23 protein-coding genes are annotated in these 19,469 nt (G+C 70.4%); 14 read left to right on the forward strand and 9 right to left on the reverse strand.

Annotated elements, in window-relative coordinates; genetic code table 11:
• Positions 1–147: 147 nt before the first annotated feature.
• On the reverse strand, positions 148–1,347 hold the full coding sequence (locus tag ACIQK6_RS27455; RefSeq protein ID WP_402695650.1) for a PP2C family protein-serine/threonine phosphatase: 1,200 nt from the start codon (positions 1,345–1,347) through the stop codon (positions 148–150).
• 204 nt (positions 1,348–1,551) lie between these two features.
• On the opposite strand from ACIQK6_RS27455, the gene ACIQK6_RS27460 reads away from it, so the two are divergent.
• Entirely contained in the window at positions 1,552–2,820 is a 1,269-nt protein-coding gene (locus tag ACIQK6_RS27460; protein WP_329099730.1) for a bifunctional GNAT family N-acetyltransferase/ATP-binding protein, read from the forward strand.
• A gap of 14 nt (positions 2,821–2,834) precedes the next feature.
• Here ACIQK6_RS27460 and ACIQK6_RS27465 read toward each other — a convergent pair whose 3' ends face one another.
• The 4 genes from ACIQK6_RS27465 to ACIQK6_RS27480 all read right to left on the reverse strand — a co-directional run bounded on the left by ACIQK6_RS27465 (position 2,835) and on the right by ACIQK6_RS27480 (position 4,299).
• Positions 2,835–3,116, reverse strand: a complete 282-nt coding sequence (locus ACIQK6_RS27465; protein ID WP_329099729.1) for a hypothetical protein — start codon at positions 3,114–3,116, stop codon at positions 2,835–2,837.
• 54 nt (positions 3,117–3,170) lie between these two features.
• Entirely contained in the window at positions 3,171–3,437 is a 267-nt protein-coding gene (locus ACIQK6_RS27470) for a hypothetical protein (protein ID WP_329099728.1), read from the reverse strand.
• A 95-nt stretch (positions 3,438–3,532) separates the two neighbouring features.
• Positions 3,533–3,721, reverse strand: coding sequence for a hypothetical protein (locus ACIQK6_RS27475; protein WP_329099727.1), 189 nt, complete (start codon positions 3,719–3,721; stop codon positions 3,533–3,535).
• 5 nt (positions 3,722–3,726) lie between these two features.
• Positions 3,727–4,299, reverse strand: coding sequence for a DUF5994 family protein (locus tag ACIQK6_RS27480; RefSeq protein WP_329099726.1), 573 nt, complete (start codon positions 4,297–4,299; stop codon positions 3,727–3,729).
• A gap of 319 nt (positions 4,300–4,618) precedes the next feature.
• On the opposite strand from ACIQK6_RS27480, the gene ACIQK6_RS27485 reads away from it, so the two are divergent.
• Complete coding sequence (locus ACIQK6_RS27485) at positions 4,619–5,116, forward strand: DUF5994 family protein (protein WP_329099725.1); 498 nt, start codon at positions 4,619–4,621, stop codon at positions 5,114–5,116.
• A gap of 32 nt (positions 5,117–5,148) precedes the next feature.
• Here ACIQK6_RS27485 and ACIQK6_RS27490 read toward each other — a convergent pair whose 3' ends face one another.
• The gene (locus tag ACIQK6_RS27490) at positions 5,149–5,349 is read right to left on the reverse strand and encodes a hypothetical protein (RefSeq protein WP_329099724.1); all 201 of its coding nucleotides are present in this window, start codon (positions 5,347–5,349) and stop codon (positions 5,149–5,151) included.
• A 913-nt stretch (positions 5,350–6,262) separates the two neighbouring features.
• Complete coding sequence (locus ACIQK6_RS27495) at positions 6,263–6,862, reverse strand: hypothetical protein (RefSeq protein ID WP_329099723.1); 600 nt, start codon at positions 6,860–6,862, stop codon at positions 6,263–6,265.
• Positions 6,863–6,995: 133 nt separating this feature from the next.
• Between ACIQK6_RS27495 and hemL the strand changes: the two genes are divergently transcribed.
• The 8 genes from hemL (at position 6,996) to ACIQK6_RS27535 (ending at position 15,243) form a co-directional block, all read left to right on the forward strand.
• A complete protein-coding gene (gene hemL / locus ACIQK6_RS27500; protein ID WP_329099722.1) occupies positions 6,996–8,318 on the forward strand; it encodes a glutamate-1-semialdehyde 2,1-aminomutase in 1,323 nt (440 codons plus the stop codon).
• Positions 8,315–9,013: a histidine phosphatase family protein gene (locus tag ACIQK6_RS27505; RefSeq protein WP_329099720.1), complete on the forward strand. Its 699-nt coding sequence runs from the start codon at positions 8,315–8,317 to the stop codon at positions 9,011–9,013. The genes hemL and ACIQK6_RS27505 overlap by 4 nt, the downstream gene beginning before the upstream one ends.
• Before the next feature lie 186 nt (positions 9,014–9,199).
• Positions 9,200–10,435, forward strand: a complete 1,236-nt coding sequence (locus ACIQK6_RS27510; protein ID WP_329107732.1) for a hypothetical protein — start codon at positions 9,200–9,202, stop codon at positions 10,433–10,435.
• A 78-nt stretch (positions 10,436–10,513) separates the two neighbouring features.
• On the forward strand, positions 10,514–11,140 hold the full coding sequence (locus tag ACIQK6_RS27515; RefSeq protein ID WP_329099719.1) for a TlpA disulfide reductase family protein: 627 nt from the start codon (positions 10,514–10,516) through the stop codon (positions 11,138–11,140).
• Between the two features lie 4 nt (positions 11,141–11,144).
• Positions 11,145–11,918 carry a cytochrome c biogenesis protein CcdA gene (locus ACIQK6_RS27520; protein WP_329099718.1) on the forward strand — a complete coding sequence of 258 codons (774 nt, stop codon included), beginning with the start codon at positions 11,145–11,147 and terminating at the stop codon, positions 11,916–11,918.
• Between the two features lie 13 nt (positions 11,919–11,931).
• On the forward strand, positions 11,932–13,629 hold the full coding sequence (locus ACIQK6_RS27525) for a cytochrome c biogenesis protein ResB (RefSeq protein WP_329099717.1): 1,698 nt from the start codon (positions 11,932–11,934) through the stop codon (positions 13,627–13,629).
• On the forward strand, positions 13,626–14,714 hold the full coding sequence (ccsB, locus tag ACIQK6_RS27530; protein ID WP_328789295.1) for a c-type cytochrome biogenesis protein CcsB: 1,089 nt from the start codon (positions 13,626–13,628) through the stop codon (positions 14,712–14,714). The genes ACIQK6_RS27525 and ccsB overlap by 4 nt, the downstream gene beginning before the upstream one ends.
• 25 nt (positions 14,715–14,739) lie before the next feature.
• Positions 14,740–15,243, forward strand: a complete 504-nt coding sequence (locus ACIQK6_RS27535) for an SRPBCC domain-containing protein (RefSeq protein ID WP_329099716.1) — start codon at positions 14,740–14,742, stop codon at positions 15,241–15,243.
• Positions 15,244–15,247: 4 nt separating this feature from the next.
• Here the strand turns inward: ACIQK6_RS27535 and ACIQK6_RS27540 are convergent, their stop codons facing one another.
• Entirely contained in the window at positions 15,248–15,712 is a 465-nt protein-coding gene (locus tag ACIQK6_RS27540; protein WP_329099715.1) for a MarR family transcriptional regulator, read from the reverse strand.
• Between the two features lie 97 nt (positions 15,713–15,809).
• Here ACIQK6_RS27540 and ACIQK6_RS27545 point away from each other — a divergent pair, with 97 nt between their 5' ends.
• Positions 15,810–16,175: a cupin gene (locus tag ACIQK6_RS27545; RefSeq protein ID WP_329099714.1), complete on the forward strand. Its 366-nt coding sequence runs from the start codon at positions 15,810–15,812 to the stop codon at positions 16,173–16,175.
• A gap of 32 nt (positions 16,176–16,207) precedes the next feature.
• Here ACIQK6_RS27545 and ACIQK6_RS27550 read toward each other — a convergent pair whose 3' ends face one another.
• Positions 16,208–16,519, reverse strand: a complete 312-nt coding sequence (locus ACIQK6_RS27550) for a PLD nuclease N-terminal domain-containing protein (protein ID WP_329099713.1) — start codon at positions 16,517–16,519, stop codon at positions 16,208–16,210.
• A gap of 92 nt (positions 16,520–16,611) precedes the next feature.
• Here ACIQK6_RS27550 and ACIQK6_RS27555 point away from each other — a divergent pair, with 92 nt between their 5' ends.
• From ACIQK6_RS27555 to mqnP, 3 genes are read left to right on the forward strand one after another with little or no spacing between them, the layout of a single operon-like run.
• A complete protein-coding gene (locus ACIQK6_RS27555) occupies positions 16,612–18,069 on the forward strand; it encodes a menaquinone biosynthesis decarboxylase (protein ID WP_329099712.1) in 1,458 nt (485 codons plus the stop codon).
• Complete coding sequence (locus ACIQK6_RS27560; protein ID WP_329099711.1) at positions 18,066–18,533, forward strand: hypothetical protein; 468 nt, start codon at positions 18,066–18,068, stop codon at positions 18,531–18,533. The genes ACIQK6_RS27555 and ACIQK6_RS27560 overlap by 4 nt, the downstream gene beginning before the upstream one ends.
• Positions 18,530–19,453, forward strand: a complete 924-nt coding sequence (gene mqnP, locus ACIQK6_RS27565) for a menaquinone biosynthesis prenyltransferase MqnP (protein WP_329099710.1) — start codon at positions 18,530–18,532, stop codon at positions 19,451–19,453. The genes ACIQK6_RS27560 and mqnP overlap by 4 nt, the downstream gene beginning before the upstream one ends.
• The last annotated feature ends 16 nt before the right edge of the window (positions 19,454–19,469 follow it).

The following is a 19,469-nucleotide window of genomic DNA, read 5'->3' on the forward strand; positions in this document are numbered from 1 at the left end:
CTCAGGAGAGGGTCGGCTCTGCGGGTGAGGCGCAAGCTGCCGGGGCCTGGTCGTAGGTGAAGGTGCCGGGCTCTGGGCGCCGGCTGTGGTCATCGAGGTTGCCCACCGTTCGCCGCTCCTGCTGGCATGTTGTGGCACGGCCTTCCGTCATCCACGCCATTCGAACAGGACGAGCGACGCGTCGTCCGAGGTGGTTTCGCCGCGTGCCCTCTTGAGGGTGTGGGACAGGTCCCGGGCCACCGCGCGGATCCCGTGGTCGGCCTGCTCCAGCTGGTTCACCCAGTCGATCAGCTGCTTCTCGCCGAACTGTTCCTGCCCGGTTTCGTGTTCTTCGATCAGGCCGTCGGTGAAGCAGAGGACGCGATCGCCAGGCTCCAGCGCCACCGCGCTGACCTGCGGCTGGGCCCCTCCGAAGCCGACGGGGAGGGTCGTGGGGCTGTCCAGGCGGCGTACGACGCGGTGTGCGCGGATCAGCATCGGTGCGGGATGCCCCGCGTTGACCCACTGGAGACGCCCCGTGTCCGTGTCCAGGCGCATCATCTGGGCGGTCACGAAGTGGTCCGGGTCGAACTGCTCCGCGACGGCCCGGTCCATGAAGAGGTAGATCTCGGACAGTTCGATGCTGATCCGGCGGGCGTGGCGGTACGCGCCGATGGCCACCGTGGCCATCGTGGCCGCGTCCAGGCCGTGCCCCATGGCATCGACCATGGCGAGGTGCAGGACGTCGCCGTTCAGGGCGTAGTCGAAGCTGTCCCCCGCCACGGCGTAGGCGGGCTCCAGAACTCCGGCGACCGCGACGTGCGGCATCACCATCGACAGCGGTGGCAACAGGGACCACTGGATCTCCGCAGCCACGCTCATCGGTTCACCGCGGCGGGTCCGGAAGAAGAGGTCTGTGTAGCCGTTCTTGGTCTGCAGCAGGTCGGCCGCCAGGCCCGCGATCCTGCACAGGAGGCGGCGGGTGTCGTCGTCGACCCTGTCCAGGGTGACCGCGAGCACCCCCACCTGGTCGCCGCCGTCCAGCAGGGGCAGGTGGACCCGTACGCCATCGGGCGTCAGGACTTCGACGGGGCGTGACTCCAGGAAGCACCGGCCGGCTTCGGACCGGTCGATGGGCAGCGGATCACCGGCGGCCACGCCGTCGGCGGGCAGGGGGACCAGCTGTTGCTGTCCGTAGTCCTGAAGCAGGATCTGCGGGTCACGTCCCCCCATCCGGGCCACCGTCTCGGCGACGAGCGGGCCGACCAGATGGGGTGGCAGCTCGTGCGCCCCGTCCAGGAGCACCCCGAGCAGTTCCTCCCCGAAGCTCTCCGAGCGGTCCGGATACGCGCGGCCTCCAGCGGTCATCCTGTTGCCTCCAACCAGGCGGCGGGCGGCGTCCGGCTGCGCGGGCGGCGTGGCTTCCAGGATGCTCCCCGGCGACCGGGCACGCCACACGGCTTCGATGCTCCGTCCTCAACGGCACTGCCGGGGCGCGCGCCGTCGCTGCCGCGCGCGCCCCGGCTCGCATCGGCTGATGATGGGAGTACGGCCGAACACGCGGAGCTGACCATGACGGGGTGGCGTGTCAGGGACTACACCCAGGACGATCTCGAATCGGTGCTCCGAGTCGACGCCGAGAGCGGCACGACCGAAGAGCCACCGCTCTTTCCGCTCTCGGACGCCGTGGCGGCCCTCCAGGCCCTCCATCCGGCGGTGGTGGCCACGGCGGACGACGTGGTGGTCGGTGCCGCGGTGAGCAGGGTGGACGGTGACCGGGCGTGGATCTTGCGCATCAGCATGGCGCCCGCCTGGAGGCACAAGGGGCTGGGCAGTGGCCTGATCACGGCCTTGGAGCACCGGCTGTTCGCCGGTGGCGTCCGAACGGTGCACGCGGTCCTGCCCGACGGCGAGACCGGTGCCGCCGCCCTGTACAACTGCGGCTTCGGCGCCCGTCCGGGCCTGGTCTTCTTCGAGAAGCGCGGGCGAGTGACCCCTCAGGCGGTCAGCACGCTCGCGTCGCTGGGAGCGGAGCTGCCGCCCGGGGGGCTGTGGCAGAAGGTCGCGGGCATGCAGCGGGAGAAGGAGCTCATCGAGCGGCGTCTGGTCCTGCCACTGGCCCATCCCGAAATGGCCGCCCAGCACGGCGTGGAGCTGCCGCGGGCCGTGATGCTGTTCGGGCCGCCCGGAACCGGCAAGAGCACGTTCGCGCACGCCATCGCCAGCCGCCTGCAATGGCCCTTCCTCGAACTGTTCCCCGCCCGGCTGGCCGCCGAGTACGGACTGGCGAGCGGGCTGAACCGGCGCTTCGACGAGATCGCCGGGCTCGACCACGTCCTGGTCTTCATCGACGAGGTCGAGGAGATCGCCGGGACCCGCAGCGGCGCGGACGCGACCGCGGTCGGCGTCGTCAACGAACTGCTCAAGGCGATCGTCCGGTTCCGGGGCCAGGACGGGCGGCTGCTCGTCTGCGCCACGAACGACGTGACCACGCTCGACTCCGCGTTCCTGCGGCACGGCCGTTTCGACTACGTACTGCCGATCGGCCCCCCGGACCACCGCGCCAGGACCGCGCTGTGGGAGAGCTACCTGGCCCGGGCGGGCGCGCGGGCCGACAGCGCGGCGCTGGCGGACGCCAGCGAGGGGTTCACCCCCGCCGACATCGCCCATGTGGCGCGCACCGTCTCCCAGGTCCAGTTCGAGCACACCTTCGACACCGGAACCCGGGCCCGCCCCACCACCGAGGACTACCTGCGCACGATCGGCGAAACCAGGCCCACGGTCAGCTCGGCCATGGCCCAGGAGTTCGCCCAGCAGACCGAGAAGTTCGCCCGCATCTAGGTGTGCCGTACGGATCAGGCCGGGCCCGTGGCCGTCTCCTCCTCTGCCTCCATGCGCCGGATTCCCTCGTGGGTGAGGGTGACCATCGCGGGGGTGTTGCCGGGGTCCCAGTCGACGGTGATCAGTCCTTCGCCCGCCAGGTAGGTGCAGGCGGCGGCCAGGTCCTGTTCCGGTACGTGGAGGTCGCGCCGCAGCTGTGCTCCGATGATGCCGAGGAGGCGGTTGCCCTCGACGGCTTCGTACAGGACCCGGAGCACCTGGTCGCGGTAGGTCTTGCGTTCGCGCAGTGTGGCCATGACCGCGTCCTTTCGTGTGTGGGGTGGCGTGGGCTCCGGGGCCGGTCGGGGTTCTCAGATCTCGTCGGAGTGCGCGCCGGTGCCGGCGGGGGTCCTGCTGGCGGCCAGCCACGAGCGGGCGGGGCCGGCGGGTGTCGCCGTGTCCACGGTGAGGTGGAGGCGGGTGTCGCCGTCGAGGGCGGGATAACTTCGCTGTTCCGCGCCTGCGAAACAGCGGCGGAGCGCCTCCGCGACCGCACGGGCGGCTTCCGGAGTGCGCGCGATGATCCGGACCTCGGCGTGCCCGAGCGAGGGCAGTGTCTGGGGCTCGATGTACTTCACGTAGGCGTGTTCCCTTTCTGAGTGGGTGAGAGGCCGGCGGAGCGGGGCGCCGAGGCGTCCCGCCCGCTGCCCCCGGTCGGAGGACGGTCTGTTCCTCACCGGTCGGCACCCGTGTGGTGGGCTCGACGACCGGTGTCGTCCGGCAGGCCCGGAGGCCTCGGCAGGGGGTCGCTGAAGCGGTAGGCCTCGATCCGTGCGTCGTGCTGGGCGTTCAGCAGGTGGATCCAGCGCATTCCGATGCCGATCATGAGGATGATCACCGTGATGAGGACGATGGTCTCCACGGAGCTCACCTCCAGCCGTTTCCCGGCAGCGGCAGGGCGCTTCGTTCCATCGGCTCCCCGAAGGGGGACATGCAGGCCCCGCCTTCGCCCTCCCAGGTGGCTTCCCGGCGGCGGGCGTCGCGGATGCCGCGCCCGATGACGGTCTCGTTGGCCATCAGGACGTCTGCGGCCAGGACGCTGCCCGGGATCGCGGCGGCGGCCATCAGCCGGGCCGCGGCCGCGGGCTCGGTCTCGGGCGGGATGACCAGGAGGTCCCAGCGGCCGACGGTGTAGGAGAGCAGGATCAGCTTGTCGGGGTCCTGTTCGGTGAACCAGCCCACGTGCAACAGGTGCCCGGCCACGGCAACCGTGCGCGGGACGACCGGCCAGCGGCTGGGGTTCACGCTGACGCGGGTGATGCGCCCCCAGGTCTCGTCCAGAGCGGCGGCGAGAGCGGGGAGCTCGGCTTCGAGGTCACGTGAGTACGGCCACCAGGCGCCGTCCAGCTGACCTGCGAGGGTGGTCTTCGGGGTGAGGGACAGGCGGGCCGGGCGCAGGACAACAGCCGGCTGCGCAGCGCGGTCGAGGGTCTTGGTCATGTCGCGGACCCGTCCCCGGACCGTTCGCGAACGGCCCGGTGCAGTGATCGCCGGAAACGACGTCCGCGTGGGAGCGGGTGTGCGAAATACTCCCGGTCCCTTCACCGTACTCCGGTTCGCGATCCAGGAAGCCGCTTCTGACCAGGTATTTTTCCGGCGCAGACGGAGAGCGCGGCGCAGTCGGTTCCCCGCGCCGCACCGTGCGGGTGGGCGGAGTACCGTGAAACGACGGAGACGTTCCACAGCTCAACAGCCTTTTCGACGCCGCTGCCGGCCATCGAACGGGGTGCCGCCGCACCACGAGACAGGCGGAATCACCATGGCCGCATCCGACAACCCCGACCCTTTGAAGCTCCTCCCGGACGCCATCCACCAAGCGGTCAAGCCGGGCGCCGCCCTGCTCCGGCTGGAAACCACACGGTCCCGCCAAGGGCTCCTGGACGGCGCCTGGTGGCCGCGCTCCAGGGACGTCACGATCGAGCTGCCCGCACTGATCACGGCACTGACCGCGCACCTCGGGCCCATCACGCGGGTCGGCCTGGACACCTCCGCCTGGCAGGACGTCCCGACCCGTCTGGTCATCGACGGCCAGGTCGTGCACCTCGACGCCGACCCCGTCGGCGACGACACGGTCCTCGTCACTCGCGGCCACAACGACCACTTCGCCCTACTGGTGGTCCCCCCGGACACCACCGCCGACGCCGCCCGCGAAGCGATGGCCCGCGCTGTCCGCGCCGACAACATCACGCAGGCCACTCAGATCCTCATCGCCACCACACCCGAACCTGAGGACGGCGCCGCCGAGGCGGCGGGCTGACCGGAGTCCCGAGTGGCCGAGCGGTGCGCCGGTCAGAGCCCCTCGTCGTGCAGGTCCTCTTCGCGCAACAGGTCGTCCTCGCGGCGGCGCGAGGTCTCCTTCGGGCCGGACTTCTGTCCCTTCTCGCGGGATGCCTTGCCCGGCTGGGGCTGCGCAGGGTCGCCGGGACGACGGTGTTCCTGCGCCTCGCGTCCCTTGCCCGGTTCCTGGCGCTTGTCCTGCCTACCGTCCATGACGGTGACTCCTCTTCATGCGTGGGGTACGGATTCCCCCTTCGTTCACGCTGACACGCGCCGCGACGGTCTGCATCATGTCGACCGCGAAGCGAGGCACACGGATGACGCCCCGCCCCTGTGTGTCAGCGTCGGAAGGCGGGCCACCCCTTTAAGGGCCGAGGCTTGACGGGTTCGCGACGAGTATCCGGTCCAGCAAGGTGCCGGAGGAATCGCAAGGTCAGACCGAAAGATCCGCCTGCTGCCAGGTCCGCTCAAGGTCGTCTTGGTGGTCGCCGCTGTGGCCGTGCTGCTGGGTGCATACCAATCGATCGATGAACGTCGCATCGGTTTCGGGCTGACCTGGCACTTCCAGCGCGCCGTCCTGCGCGGCGTGGTCCGGGCGGGAGATCGGTCGCCAGCCCCTCGTGCGTGCGCCCGCCGGCCATCCGCATGCGCCGCAGCAACGGCCCGATCGGTTCCACGCCGTCGCCCTCGTTCGTGGTCATCATCACCATCCCTCGACCGTTCGCAGAGCCCGGATCCCAGCGTGGCCATAAACCTGGCCGTGTTCCCGGAATGGCCATGCCTTCTGGCCCATCCGTCCAAACGCGTACGGCAGTTGACCCGCTGGAGAACCGGCGGGGCATCGTCCAGTTCATCGGGTCACCGTGCCCCGCGCTCGGGTGGACCAAGACGCCGAGACGGTGACGTTCTCCGGCGCCGGGCGTGAGTGCGCCTTCGCCGAACTCCTCGGCCTGGCCAAGGAGGCCGCCGGATCGGGTGAACACCACCCGGCGCCGTCCAGCAGCCGGTCAGCCTCGTCATGGTCCGCCCGATCGCGCTCGCCCTCGACGGGCGGGGCCCGCTGGTCCAGGCCCGCGCGGCCGGGAAGGCCTCTCAGAGGGCCGCCCGCGGCTGACGAAAGGCCAGGTCAGGGCCAGACCAGGCAGTACGGCTGGTGGCCGGCCTCGTGGAGGCGGTGGCTGAAATCCTGCCACTCGTGGAGCAGCTGGTAGACGTTGAAGGCGTCGCTCGGGCCGCCGCGGTCCGGGACCGTGGACCAGATGAAGGCCGCCGCGCCCACCGATTCCTCGCCGATCCCGCGCAGCGGGTCGACCACGGTCATCGGGAGCTTGACCACCGCGTAGTCGGGGTGGAGGACGACCAGCTCCAGCGGGGGCACCTTGTGGAGGGGTATGCCTTCGATGCCGGTCAGGACCATCGCGGCCACCGTTTCCGGCTTGATCTTGGTGAAGAGGCCGCCCATGCCGAGCTCGTCGCCGCCGAGCTCCTCCGGCCGCATCGTGACCGGGACCCGGGCCGCCGTGGCGCCGTCGGGGGCGCCGAAGTACTTGTACGTCACTCCCATGCCGCGGCCTTTGGGCAGGTCTTCGGGCGGGGTCGCAGGTCCGGGGGCGGCGTCGGCCGCCTCCATGCCGTGGCGGCGGTGCTTGCCCCGGCGGCGGGCCTCGCGGGCGCGCTGCGGATCGAGGCCGTCCGTACCCTCGCCCGGTCCACCACCGCGTTGCATATCTCCACCCGACTGGTCTTGCTCGCCCCGGCCCCGCGGCCCCCGCCACGCAGCCTGATCATCATGGCAGTGACCTCCCCCGCGGCGACGCGGTGAAACGCCCGCCCGCAAGTCTGTCGCGGCCTCTGAGACCATGGCTGGTGTGAGCTACCCGTACCCGTATGAAGCCCCAGTTTCGCAGACGCTCTTCGAGCGCGCCTCCCTCGTGACCCCCGGCGGCGTGAACTCCCCCGTGCGCGCCTTCCGCGCCGTGGGCGGTACGCCCCGGTTCATGGTGTCCGGGACCGGTCCGTACCTCACCGATGCCGACGGGCGTGAGTACGTCGACCTCGTGTGCTCGTGGGGGCCGATGATCCTCGGTCATTCGCACCCCGAGGTGATTGAGGCCGTCCAGGCGGCCGTCGCCCGCGGTACCTCCTTCGGTACGCCCGGTGAGGGAGAGGTGGCGCTCGCCGAGGAGATCGTCGCGCGCATCGAGCCCGTGGAGCAGGTCCGCCTGGTCTCCTCCGGGACGGAGGCGACCATGTCGGCGATCCGGCTGGCCCGTGGGTTCACCGGTCGCGCCAAGGTCGTGAAGTTCGCCGGCTGCTACCACGGTCACGTGGACGCTCTGCTGGCCGCCGCCGGTTCCGGTTTGGCGACTTTCGCGCTTCCGGACACCCCCGGTGTGACGGGTGCGCAGGCCGGCGACACGATCGTCCTGCCCTACAACGACCTCGAAGCGGTACGGGCGGCCTTCGCAGCGCACCCGGGCGAGATCGCCTGTGTGATCACCGAGGCCGCGCCCGGCAACATGGGCGTGGTGACCCCCGCCGAGGGCTTCAACCAGGGGCTCGCCGACCTGTGCCGGGAGAACGGCGCGCTCTACATCTCCGACGAGGTCATGACGGGCTTCCGCACGAGCCGCGCCGGCTGGTTCGGCGTCGACGGGGTCAAGCCCGACCTGATGACCTTCGGCAAGGTCATGGGCGGCGGCTTCCCCGCCGCGGCCTTCGGCGGCCGCGCCGACGTGATGGGCCACCTGGCCCCCGCCGGCCCCGTCTACCAGGCCGGTACGCTCTCCGGTAACCCGATCGCCACCGCCGCCGGTCTCGCGCAGCTGCGGCTGCTGGACGCGGCCGCGTACGAGAAGGTCGACGCGGTCTCGAAGGAGATCCAGGGCCTGGTCACCGGCGCGCTCGCCAAGGAGGGCGTGGCGCACCGGCTGCAGACCGCGTCCAACATGTTCTCCGTCTTCTTCACCGAGGACGAGGTGCGCAACTACGACGACGCCAAGAAGCAGGAGAGCTTCCGCTTCAACGGGTTCTTCCACTCGATGCTGGCGCAGGGCGTCTACCTGCCGCCGTCCGCCTTCGAGTCCTGGTTCGTCTCCACCGCCCACGACGAGAAGGCGATCGAGCGCATCGCGGCGGCGCTGCCGGCCGCCGCCCGAGCCGCTGCGGAGGCCACCGCATGAGCAACAGCGCCACGCCCGCCACGCCCGAGCTCACCGTCGTGCACCTGGTGCGCCACGGGGAGGTGCACAACCCCGAGGGCGTGCTCTACGGGCGCCGTGACGGCTACCACCTGTCCGAGCTGGGCCGGCAGATGGCGGACCGGGTCGCCGAGCACCTGAAGGGCCGGGACATCGCCTACGTGGTGTCCTCCCCGTTGGAGCGCGCGCAGGAGACGGCGGAGCCGATCGCCAAGGTCCACGGCCTGGACCTGGCGACCGACGCGCGGTTGCTGGAGGCGGAGAACGTCTTCGAGGGCAAGACCTTCGGTGTCGGTGACGGCGCGCTGCGCAAGCCCGGCAACTGGAAGCACCTGACGAACCCGTTCAAGCCGTCCTGGGGCGAGCCGTACGTCGAGCAGGTGGTCCGGATGATGAGCGCGCTGGAGGCGGCGCGCGACGCGGCCCGCGGTCGTGAGGCGGTGGCGGTCAGCCACCAGCTGCCGATCTGGATCGTGCGCAGCTTCGCGGAGAAGCGCCGGCTGTGGCACGACCCGCGGCGCCGGCAGTGCACGTTGGCCTCGATGACCTCCTTCACCTTCCAGGGCGACAAGCTGGTGTCGGTGGGCTACAGCGAGCCGGCCCGGGACCTGGTCCCGGCCCATCTGCTGGCCGGGGCCAAGCCGGTGAAGGGTGCGTCCAAGGCGTTCGGCGCCTGATCGGAGGCGCGGCTCCCTGATCGGGTCTTGATCGACCGACTGTTACGGGGCGTTACGTTTCTGCCCAACTAAAGAGGGGTCGCGCGGGAATCACCGTGTCAGCTCGCATATCTCATCTGATTGTCCGTTTATATGGGCTTCAGGTCGGTATGGGTGATCGACAGTGGGGACGGTGACATGCGCGACATCAGGGGAGTCAGTCGGAGGGGGTTGCTGGGACTGGGGCTCGGTGCGGCCGCCGCGGTGGGAACCGCGGGCTGCGGCGCACCGGACACGTCCGGTCCCGGCGCTCCCGGACCCGCCAGGAACCCGAAGAACCCGAAGCCCGGCGAGAAGCCGGCGGCCAGGCCCATCGGTGACGGCTCCACCGCCGACACCGGCCCGCAGCCGAACCAGCCGGACGCGCCCGTGCCGCTCCAGCCGGGCGAGACCCCGCCCCAGTTCGTCGTCTTCAGCTGGGACGGCGCGGGGGAGATCGGCAACGGTCTCTTCCCGCGCTTCCTCAAGCTCGCCAAGGACCACGGCGCGTCCATGACCTTCTTCCTCTCCGGCATCTATCTGCTGCCCGAGTCGAAGCGGCACCTCTACCGGCCGCCGAACAACCCCGTCGGGGCCTCGGACATCGGCTACCTCAAGGACGAGAACGTCCGCTCCACCCTCGGCTGCGTCCGTCAGGCCTGGCTCGACGGGCACGAGGTGGGCACCCACTTCAACGGCCACTTCTGCGCCGGCTCCGGCTCGGTCGGCAGGTGGACGCCGGACGACTGGCAGAGCGAGATCGACCAGGCCGTGTCGTTCGTCACCAACTGGCGCACGAACACCGGATTCACCGACCTCGAACCCCTGCCCTTCGACTACGGCAAGGAGCTGAAGGGCGCCCGCACCCCCTGCCTCCTCGGCCGGGACGCCCTGCTGCCGATGGCCCAGCGGCTGGGCTGGCGCTACGACTCCAGCTCTCCCGGCGGCCTCCAGGTCTGGCCGGTGCGCAGGTCCGGCGTCTGGGACCTGCCGCTGCAGTCCCTGCCGTTCCCCGGGCACTCCTTCGAGGTCCTCTCGATGGACTACAACATCTTGGCCAACCAGTCGAAGAGCACGACGAGGGGCGTGCCCGCCCACTACCCGGGGTGGCGCACCCAGGCCACGGCCACCTACCTGGGCGGCTTCCGGCGGGCCTACGAGACCAACCGAGCACCCCTGTTCATCGGCAACCACTTCGAGGAGTGGAACGGCGGCATCTACATGGACGCCGTCGAGGAGGCGCTCAAGGGTATGGCGGACAAAAGGGATGTACGGCTCGTATCGTTCCGGCAGTTCACCGACTGGCTGGAGGTCCAGGACCCCAAGGTGCTCGCCAGGCTCCGGGGCCTGGGCCCCGGCCAGCCACCGGCCGGCGGCTGGAGCGCGTACATGACCGCCGCCTGAACCATCGCCTGACCAGGGCATTGACTCCCGGCCGGGGGGTGCGGAAAATCCGCGAATTGCTCATGCGAAACTTTTCACATGAGCCTTAGCCGCGCCCCCCGACGCCGCTCACCCAGCGGCCGCACCCTCCTGCTGACCGCGGTGACCGTCGCCGGCGCCCTCACGCTCACGGCGTGCAGCGGTTCGGACAGCGGCAAGCCGACCGGTTCCGGCGGCAACTACGTCACGGGCGCGAGCGGCATCTCCACCTCCGCCAAGGGCGAGCGCACCGAGGCCCCCAAGCTCGACGGCGAGACCGTCGAGGGCAAGAGCCTCGACACGACGACCCTCAAGGGCAAGGTCGTCGTCCTCAATGTGTGGGGCTCCTGGTGCCCGCCGTGCCGTGGCGAGGCCCCGGCCTTCGCGAAGGTGTCCAAGGAGCTCGCGGACGCCGGCAAGGACGTCGTCTTCGTGGGCGTCAACGTCCGCGACAACAGCAAGCAGAACGCCGCCTCCTTCGAGGAGACCTTCGGGATCACCTACCCGAGCCTCTACGACCCGGACGGCAAGCTGCTGCTCCGCTTCCCCAAGGGCAGCCTCAACCCGAACGCCATCCCCTCCACGCTCGTCCTGGACCGGGAGGGCAAGATCGCGGCACGCACCCTGGCCCCCCTCGGCGAGGACAATCTGCGTTCGATGATCGACCCCGTCCTCGCGGAGCAGTGACCTCGTGGTCGAGTATGTCCTCGCCGCCGAGGCCACGGGTGTGAACGAGACGGTCCTGAACGGCGCACTGCTGCTGGCGATGCCGATCGCGCTCCTCGCGGGACTCGTCTCCTTCTTCTCGCCCTGCGTCCTGCCGCTGGTCCCCGGCTACCTCTCCTACGTGACCGGCGTCAGCGGCGCCGACCTCGCCGAGGCCCGCCGCGGGCGGATGTTGGCGGGTGCGCTGCTGTTCATCGCCGGCTTCACCGCCGTCTTCGTCTCCACCGGCGCGCTCTTCGGCTACTTCGGCCAGACCCTCCGGGAGAACACCGACATCATCTCCCGCGTCCTGGGCGGCGTGGTGATCCTCATGGGCCTCTTCTTCATGGGAGCGATCCCCGGCCTGACGATGCGGGAGTTCCGCTTCCACCGGAAGCCGACGGCGGGCCTGCTCGGCGCTCCGCTGCTCGGCGTGCTCTTCGGCGTCGGCTGGACCCCCTGCATGGGCCCGACCCTCGCCGCCGTCAGCACGCTCTCCCTCGATCAGGCGAGCGCCGGCCGCGGCGCCCTGCTGACGGTCGTCTACTGCCTGGGCCTCGGCGTGCCCTTCATCATCGCCGCGATCGCCTTCCGCAAGGCGCTCGGTGCATTCGGCTGGGTGAAGCAGCACTATGCATGGGTGATGCGCATCGGCGGAGGCATGCTGGTCCTCACCGGCCTGCTGCTCGTCACAGGTTTGTGGGACAGCATCGTCGGTGACATGCGGAGCTGGACCCAAGGCTTCACGGTGGGGATCTGAGGAACCGACGGACATGAGTACGACAGACAAAGCGCCCACCGAGGCATCGCCCGAGCCCGCACCGGCGGACCCCGCCGAGACCGCGGCCGGCTCCCAGCTCTCCACCGCACCCGTCGAGGACAGCGGTCCCGTCGGCATCGGCGTGATCGGCTGGGCCCGCTGGTTCTGGCGGCAGCTCACCTCCATGCGGGTGGCGCTGATCCTGCTCTTCCTGCTGTCCCTGGGCGCCATCCCCGGCTCCCTCGTCCCGCAGACCAACGTCGACGCGATGAAGGTCGCCGAATGGAAGCGGGACAACCCGTCCTACGTCGGCGTCGCGGAGGCGTTCCAGCTCTTCGACGTCTACAGCTCGGTGTGGTTCTCCGCGATCTACCTGCTGCTGTTCATCTCGCTGATCGGCTGCATCGTCCCGCGCGCCTGGCAGTTCGTCGGCCAGCTCCGCGGCCGCCCGCCGGCCGCCCCCAAGCGGCTCGACCGGCTGCCGGCCCACACCACCTGGCGCACCGACAGGACCCCCGACGAGGTCCTCTCGTACGCGAGGACGCTGCTCGGCGGGAAGCGCTTCCGCATCGAGGCGGGCAACGGCCACGTCGCCGCGGAGAAGGGCTACCTCCGCGAGGCCGGGAACCTGATCTTCCACGTCGCGCTGATCGTGATGCTGGTGGCCTTCGCCTGGGGCCAGTACTTCAAGTCCGAGGGCGGCAAGCTGGTCCTGCGCGGCACCGGCTTCTCGAACACGCTCACCCAGTACGACGACTTCAAGCCCGGCACGCTCTTCCACCCGGACGACCTGCCGCCGTTCAGCTTCACGCTGGACCGCTTCGACGCCACCTACGAGATGACCGGGCCGCAGCGGGGCACCCCGCGCGACTTCAAGGCGTACGTCACCCTCAGCGAGGGCGCCCACGGAACGCCGCAGAAGCGCGAGATCCAGGTCAACAAGCCCCTGGAGATCGAGGGGTCCAAGGTCTACCTGCTCGGCCACGGCTACGCGCCGATCCTCTCGGTGACCGACCCCACCGGGAAGGTGATCTTCAAGGACGCCGTCCCGGTGCTCCCGCAGGACGCCAACCTCACCTCCACCGGAGCCGTCAAGGTCACCGACGGATACAAGGACAAGGACGGCAAGAAGGAGCAGCTCGGCTTCAACGCGGTCTTCGTGCCGAGCTTCGCCGGCGAGGGCATGGGGACGATGTTCTCGCAGTTCCCCGCCCTCCTGAACCCGCAGCTGATGCTCAACGCCTGGCACGGCAGCCTCGGCGTGGACTCGGGTCTGCCGCAGAACGTCTACCGGCTCGACACCTCCAAGATGGAGATGTTCAAGGACGAGTCGGGCCAGCAGTTCAAGCAGAAGCTGGCGCCCGGCGACACGATGACCCTGCCGAACGGCGCGGGCACCGTGAAGTTCGAGGGCATCGAGCGCTGGGCCACCTTCTCCGTCACCCACCAGCCCGGCAGCGGCCTGGCCCTCGCGGGTGCGATCGCCGCCATCGCGGGCCTGGCCGGATCGCTGTTCATCCAGCGCCGCCGGATCTGGGTGCGCGCGGTGGCGGGCAAGGACGGCGTGACCGTCGTGGAGATGGCGGGCCTGGGCCGCAGCGAGTCCGCCAAGCTCCCGGAGGAGTTGGCGGACCTCGCCGCCACGCTGCACCAGCAGGCGCCCACGGCGTCTGATCCTGTTGAAGAAACCCTTGAAGGAGAGCGCGAATGACGCCGCTCGCAGCCGCAGCCAACGAGAGCCTGGCTGAGATCAGCAACTACCTGATCTATTCGTCGATGGCGGTCTACATGCTCGCCTTCTTCGCGCACATCGCCGAGTGGACCTTCGGCAGCCGCAGCAAGGTGGGGCGCACGGCCGCCGCGCTGACCGGCGCCGGCGCCGACGCGGCCGCGGCCCCGGCCGTGCAGGTGCGCGGCAAGGGCGGCGCCACCGCCGTACTGGATCGGCCCAAGGTCACCACCCGTTCCGCCGCCGGCACCCGCGACGTCCCGGACGGCCCCGGCGCCGCCGGCGGCACCGTGCAGGGCGACCTGTACGGGCGGATCGCGGTTTCGCTGACCGCGCTCGCCTTCCTCGTGGAGGCGGCCGGGGTGGTCGCCCGCGCCCTGTCGGTGCAGCGTGCCCCCTGGGGCAACATGTACGAGTTCTCGATCACCTTCTCCACGGTGGCCGTCGGCGCGTACCTGGTGCTGCTCGCCCTGAAGAAGAACGTCCGCTGGCTCGGCCTGATCCTCGTCACCACGGTCCTGCTGGACCTCGGCATCGCCGTCACCTGGCTCTACACCGACAGCGACCAGCTGGTCCCGGCCCTGCACTCGTACTGGCTGTGGATCCACGTCTCCACCGCGATCTTCTGCGGCGCCGTCTTCTACATCGGCGCCGCGGGCGCGGTCCTCTACCTCTTCCGGGACTCCTACGAGAGCCAGCTGGAGGCCGGCCGCACACCGGGCAAGTTCCGCACCTCGGTGCTGGAGCGGCTGCCCTCGGCGGCCTCCCTCGACAAGTTCTCGTACCGCATCAACGCGGCCGTCTTCCCGCTGTGGACCTTCACGATCATCGCGGGCGCGATCTGGGCCGGCGACGCCTGGGGCCGCTACTGGGGCTGGGACCCCAAGGAGGTCTGGTCCTTCGTCACCTGGGTGGCCTACGCCTGCTACCTGCACGCCCGCGCCACCGCCGGCTGGAAGGGCCGCAAGGCCGCCTACCTGGCGCTCTTCGCCTTCGCCTGCTGGATCTGGAACTACTACGGCGTGAACATCCTGCTCAGCGGCAAGCACTCGTACGCGGGCGTCTGACCGGCGGGAGTGGGACGCTGGTGGCATGTCCCTCGTGAGCCATGCCACCAGCGAGCAGCGCGGCGAGGACCACTGGCTGCTCCGCTTCGAACTGCACCTGCCGCACGCCTACGCCGGCCTGTGGCCCGCCGTGACCACACCCGACGGGCTGCGCGGTTGGCTGGCGGCGGCGGACGTCCTGGAGCGCAGGCTCGGCGGGGCGGTCACGCTGCGCTGGCTGAACACCGGCACCGTGGCGGCCGGGCGGGTCACCGCCTGGGACGTGGAGCGGGTCGCCGAGTACACGGTCACCGAGCACGGGCGGATCCGCTTCCACCTGGAGCCGGTCGGGACCGATTCGACCGTGATCCGGTTCGTGAACGAGCGCGGCGGGACCGAGGACGAGCGCCTGGACTGCCTGGCGGGCTGGCACGAGCACTTCGAGCTGTTGGACGCGGCCCTGGCCGGCCGGCCGGCGGACTGGTCCACCTGGACGGACATCCGCTGGGCGACCCTCCGCGAGGCCTACGCCTCCCTCGCCCGGGCCTAGACCCTCACCACACCGGGCGCAGCGGCGGGAGCGGGCCCTCCCCGTGGAAGGTGCGCACGACCTCCCCGAGGCCCTCGCGCAGGGCGGTGAGGTCGGTGCCACGGCCCAGTTCGGCTTCCAGTTCGTGCAGGATCCGGCCCGCGACGGCGAGATGGTCACGGGCCGCCCGGGTCAGGACCACCAGCTTGCGGCGGCCGCCCCCGGGGTGCGGCTCCCGGCGGACGTAGCCGCGCTTCTCCAGGTCGTCCACGATCTGTCCGGCGGCCTGTTTGGTCACCCCGAGCCGCTCGGCGAGCTCGGTGGCGGTGGCGCCGTCGCCCTGGAGGGCCTGGAAGGCCATGCCGTGCACCGGCCGCAGGTCCGGATAGCCGGCCTCGGCGACGCGCCGGGTGAATTCGCCCAGCAGCGTCTGGAAGCCCAGGCCGAGCAGGAACAGCAGCTCGACGCCCTCGTTCTCGTCTCTCGTCACGCAAACATGGTGACACGGCTGGGTCAAGCTGCTTTACTCGCTAGAAGTAAAGCAGCTTTACTCGCATGCCACGAGAAGACGAGGACCCGCCTTGCACGTGATCAGCGCTTCCCCCGAGAATGTCACCGCCACCCCCAACGCCACCATGACCGGCTTCGCCGCCCCCAGCCGCGGCAGCTCCGAGCTCAGCAGCTGGCACGTGGCCATGCCCGCCGGCAGCACCGGCCCCGAGCACTCCGTCAGCCGCGAGCAGGTGTGGACCCTGACCGCCGGCTCCCTGGAGGTCACCTGCGCCGGCCGCATCGAGAAGGTGGCCGCCGGCCAGACCCTCGTCCTGCCCCCGGACGCACTGCGCCGCATCCACGCCGCCGAGGCCTTCGAGGCCCACGTCGTGATGCGCGCGGACGGCGTGGCCTCGGTCCCGGGGGAGGAGGGCACCCGCGTACTGCCGTGGGCCCGCTAGGCCGCCCACCTCGCGGACCCGGAGGGGAGGGCCTAGCCCTGGCCCTGGTCCTTGTCCTGGTCCTTGTCCTTCTTCTCCTGATCGTCGCGCAGCGACTTCAGGAACTCCGGGTTGTCGTCGGGCGCCACCCACTGCGCCCGGCGCGTCCGGTTCCCGCCCGCGGCCACCCGGTCCTTGCCCGCGAACAGCCACACGACCGGCCCCACGATGGAGAAGAGCAGGATGATGATCACCCAGACCACCTTGGGGAGGTGCTTGACCTCCGGCTCCGGAGTGTTCAGGCAGTCGATGAAGGCGTAGATGGTCAGCGCGAGGATCAGCAGGAACGGCAGATAGCGCAGCACGGTGTGGGACCGACTCCCAGGTCAGTGACGGGGGGCCCGCGTCAGGGCCCCGGTGACGCCTCCAGGGTAGTTGGTGACGGATACTGACCCCTATGGCTTACGACGATCTCCGCTCGCTGCTCCGGGCTCTGGAGCGAGAGGGCGACCTCAAGCGCATCAAGGCCGAAGTCGACCCGTACCTGGAGGTCGGGGAGATCGTCGACAGAGTGAACAAGGCGGGGGGTCCGGCGCTCCTCTTCGAGAACGTCAGGGGCTCGGCGATGCCGCTGGCCATGAACGTCTTCGGCACCGACCGCCGCCTTCTGAAGGCCCTCGGCCTCAAGTCGTACGGCGAGATCAGCGAGAAGATCGGCGGCCTGCTGAAGCCGGAGCTCCCGCAGGGCTTCATCGGCGTCCGCGAGGCCTTCGGCAAGCTCGGCTCGATGGTGCACGTGCCGCCGAAGAAGGTGAAGGGCGACTCCGCGCCCGTCCAGGAGGTCGTCCTCACCGGCGACGACGTGGACCTCGACCAGCTCCCGGCCCTCTTCACCTGGCCCAAGGACGGCGGCGACTTCTTCAACCTCGGCCTGACCCACACCAAGCACCCCGAGACCGGCGTGCGCAACCTCGGCCTCTACCGGCTCCAGCGCCACGACAAGCGCACCATCGGCATGCACTGGCAGATCCACAAGGACAGCCGCAACCACTACGCCGTCGCCGCGGCGAAGGGCGAGCGGCTGCCGGTCGCGATCGCCTTCGGCTGCCCGCCCGCGGTGACGTACGCGTCCACCGCGCCGCTGCCGGGCGACATCGACGAGTACCTCTTCGCCGGCTTCGTCGCGGGCAAGCGGATCGAGATGGTCGACTGCAAGACGGTCCCGCTCCAGGTCCCGGCCAACGCGGAGGTCGTGATCGAGGGCTGGCTGGAGCCCGGCGAGATGCTCCCGGAGGGTCCCTTCGGCGACCACACCGGCTTCTACACCCCGCAGGAGCCCTTCCCGGCCCTGAAGATCGACTGCGTGACGATGCGCAAGCGTCCGCTCATCCAGTCGATCGTCGTCGGCCGGCCGCCGACCGAGGACGGCCCCCTCGGCCGCGCGACGGAGCGGTTCTTCCTGCCCCTGCTCAAGATCATCGTGCCGGACATCGTGGACTACCACCTCCCGGAATCGGGCGGCTTCCACAACTGCGCGATCGTCTCGATCGACAAGAAGTACCCGAAGCACGCCCAGAAGGTCATGCACGCCATCTGGGGCGCGCACATGATGTCGCTGACCAAGCTGATCATCGTGGTCGACAAGGACTGCGACGTCCACGACCTGCACGAGGTTTCCTGGCGGGCGCTGGGCAACACCGACTACTCCCGCGACCTCACCGTCGTCGAGGGGCCGGTCGACCACCTGGACCACGCCTCGTACCAGCAGTTCTGGGGCGGCAAGGCGGGCATCGACGCCACCAAGAAGCTGCCCGAGGAGGGCTACACCCGCGACGGCGGCTGGCCCGACATGGTCGAGTCCGACCCGGACACCGCCGCCCTGGTGGACCGACGCTGGAAGGAGTACGGCCTGTGAGCCCCATCGTGGTCGGAGGTCCCGAGCTCTTCCTCGGCACCGGCGGCGTCTACGTGGCCCTGCTGCGCCCGGAGATCGACCCGGCTGACCCGGGCGTGCGGCAGGCCGCCGAGCAGGCGGGCGTCTCGCCCGAGGAGTTCGCCGGACCCGGCGACGTCTGGGCGCTGATGTACGAGGACGGCTCCGGCTACGGCGAGTTCGAGCTCCCCGGTGCCCGGGACGTCGAGGCGGACGGCTTCGCGGAGCAGCTCCAGGCCGCCTTGGCATCGGGTGAGCCGTTCGCGGTCGAGGCCGGGGACTTCCTGCGCATCGACGCCGGCCCGGCGGCCGACGCCTGGCGGCTGACCGTGCACGTCACCCCGCCCGAGGACAGCGACGGCGCCCCGCACACCCTCGACCTGGGCCCGCTCCCCGCCGCGGAACTGCTGGCCGACCTCGAAGACTTCCGGAGAGCCCTCGCATGATGACGACCGCCGACGAGGTGATCGGGCGGGACCCGGCGCCACAGCCGACCGGCAAGGTCAAGGCGTTCCTGAGACTCGTACTGATTGAGCACTCGGTCTTCGCGCTGCCCTTCGCCTACATCGCGGCGTTCACCGCCATGTTCCAGCTCGACCGGCGCGTCCACTGGGGCGTCCTGCTGCTCGTCACCATCTGCATGGTGGGGCTGCGGACCTTCGCGATGGCCGCCAACCGGATCATCGACCGCGAGATCGACGCCCGTAACCCGCGGACGGCCGGCCGTGAACTGGTCACCGGCGCGGTGTCGGTCCGCGCGGCCTGGACCGGGGCCGGGATCGCGCTCCTGGTCTTCCTCGGCTCGGCGGCGCTGCTGAACCCGCTGTGCCTGGCGCTCGCGCCGGTCGCCGTGATCCCGATGGTGGTCTATCCGTACGGCAAGCGGTTCACGAACTTCCCGCACGCCATCCTCGGGCTGGCCCAGGCGATGGGCCCGGTCGGGGCCTGGCTCGCGGTCACCGGCGAGTGGTCCTGGGACGCGGTCCTCCTGGGCCTGGCGGTGGGCGTGTGGATCGGCGGCTTCGACCTGATCTTCGCCTGCCAGGACGTGGCCGCCGACCGTGCGGAGGGCGTCAAGTCCGTCCCGGCCCGCTTCGGGGTCCCGGCCGCCCTCTGGGGCGCGCGCGCCGCGCACGTCGTGACCACGGCCCTGCTGGCCTGGTACGCGCTGGCGACCGACGCGGGCGTGCTGTTCTGGACCGGTCTGGCGGTCGTCGTCGCCGCCTTCCTCTACGAGCACACGATCGTCAAGCCGCACGACCTGTCCCGCCTGAACCGGGCCTTCTTCACGGTCAACGGCTTCATCGGCATCGCCCTGTTCGTGTGCGCCCTGGCCGATCTGGTGGTCCGCGGTCTGACCGTGTAGGTATCGTCCGGCCCAC

The organism is Streptomyces sp. NPDC091682, from assembly GCF_044756625.1.
In the GTDB taxonomy this organism is placed as follows: Bacteria; Actinomycetota; Actinomycetes; order Streptomycetales; family Streptomycetaceae; genus Streptomyces.

Coding starts and splice junctions, on each gene's coding strand:
- ACIQK6_RS27460 (WP_329099730.1), top strand. CDS start 1,552: ATGACGGGGTGGCGTGTCAGGGACTACACCCAGGACGATCTCGAATCG.
- ACIQK6_RS27485 (WP_329099725.1), top strand. CDS start 4,619: ATGGCCGCATCCGACAACCCCGACCCTTTGAAGCTCCTCCCGGACGCC.
- hemL (WP_329099722.1), top strand. CDS start 6,996: ATGGCTGGTGTGAGCTACCCGTACCCGTATGAAGCCCCAGTTTCGCAG.
- mqnP (WP_329099710.1), top strand. CDS start 18,530: ATGATGACGACCGCCGACGAGGTGATCGGGCGGGACCCGGCGCCACAG.
- ACIQK6_RS27555 (WP_329099712.1), top strand. CDS start 16,612: ATGGCTTACGACGATCTCCGCTCGCTGCTCCGGGCTCTGGAGCGAGAG.
- ACIQK6_RS27535 (WP_329099716.1), top strand. CDS start 14,740: ATGTCCCTCGTGAGCCATGCCACCAGCGAGCAGCGCGGCGAGGACCAC.
- ACIQK6_RS27465 (WP_329099729.1), bottom strand. CDS start 3,116: ATGGCCACACTGCGCGAACGCAAGACCTACCGCGACCAGGTGCTCCGG.
- ACIQK6_RS27490 (WP_329099724.1), bottom strand. CDS start 5,349: ATGGACGGTAGGCAGGACAAGCGCCAGGAACCGGGCAAGGGACGCGAG.
- ccsB (WP_328789295.1), top strand. CDS start 13,626: ATGACGCCGCTCGCAGCCGCAGCCAACGAGAGCCTGGCTGAGATCAGC.
- ACIQK6_RS27525 (WP_329099717.1), top strand. CDS start 11,932: ATGAGTACGACAGACAAAGCGCCCACCGAGGCATCGCCCGAGCCCGCA.
- ACIQK6_RS27515 (WP_329099719.1), top strand. CDS start 10,514: ATGAGCCTTAGCCGCGCCCCCCGACGCCGCTCACCCAGCGGCCGCACC.
- ACIQK6_RS27480 (WP_329099726.1), bottom strand. CDS start 4,299: ATGACCAAGACCCTCGACCGCGCTGCGCAGCCGGCTGTTGTCCTGCGC.
- ACIQK6_RS27505 (WP_329099720.1), top strand. CDS start 8,315: ATGAGCAACAGCGCCACGCCCGCCACGCCCGAGCTCACCGTCGTGCAC.
- ACIQK6_RS27455 (WP_402695650.1), bottom strand. CDS start 1,347: ATGACCGCTGGAGGCCGCGCGTATCCGGACCGCTCGGAGAGCTTCGGG.
- ACIQK6_RS27495 (WP_329099723.1), bottom strand. CDS start 6,862: ATGCAACGCGGTGGTGGACCGGGCGAGGGTACGGACGGCCTCGATCCG.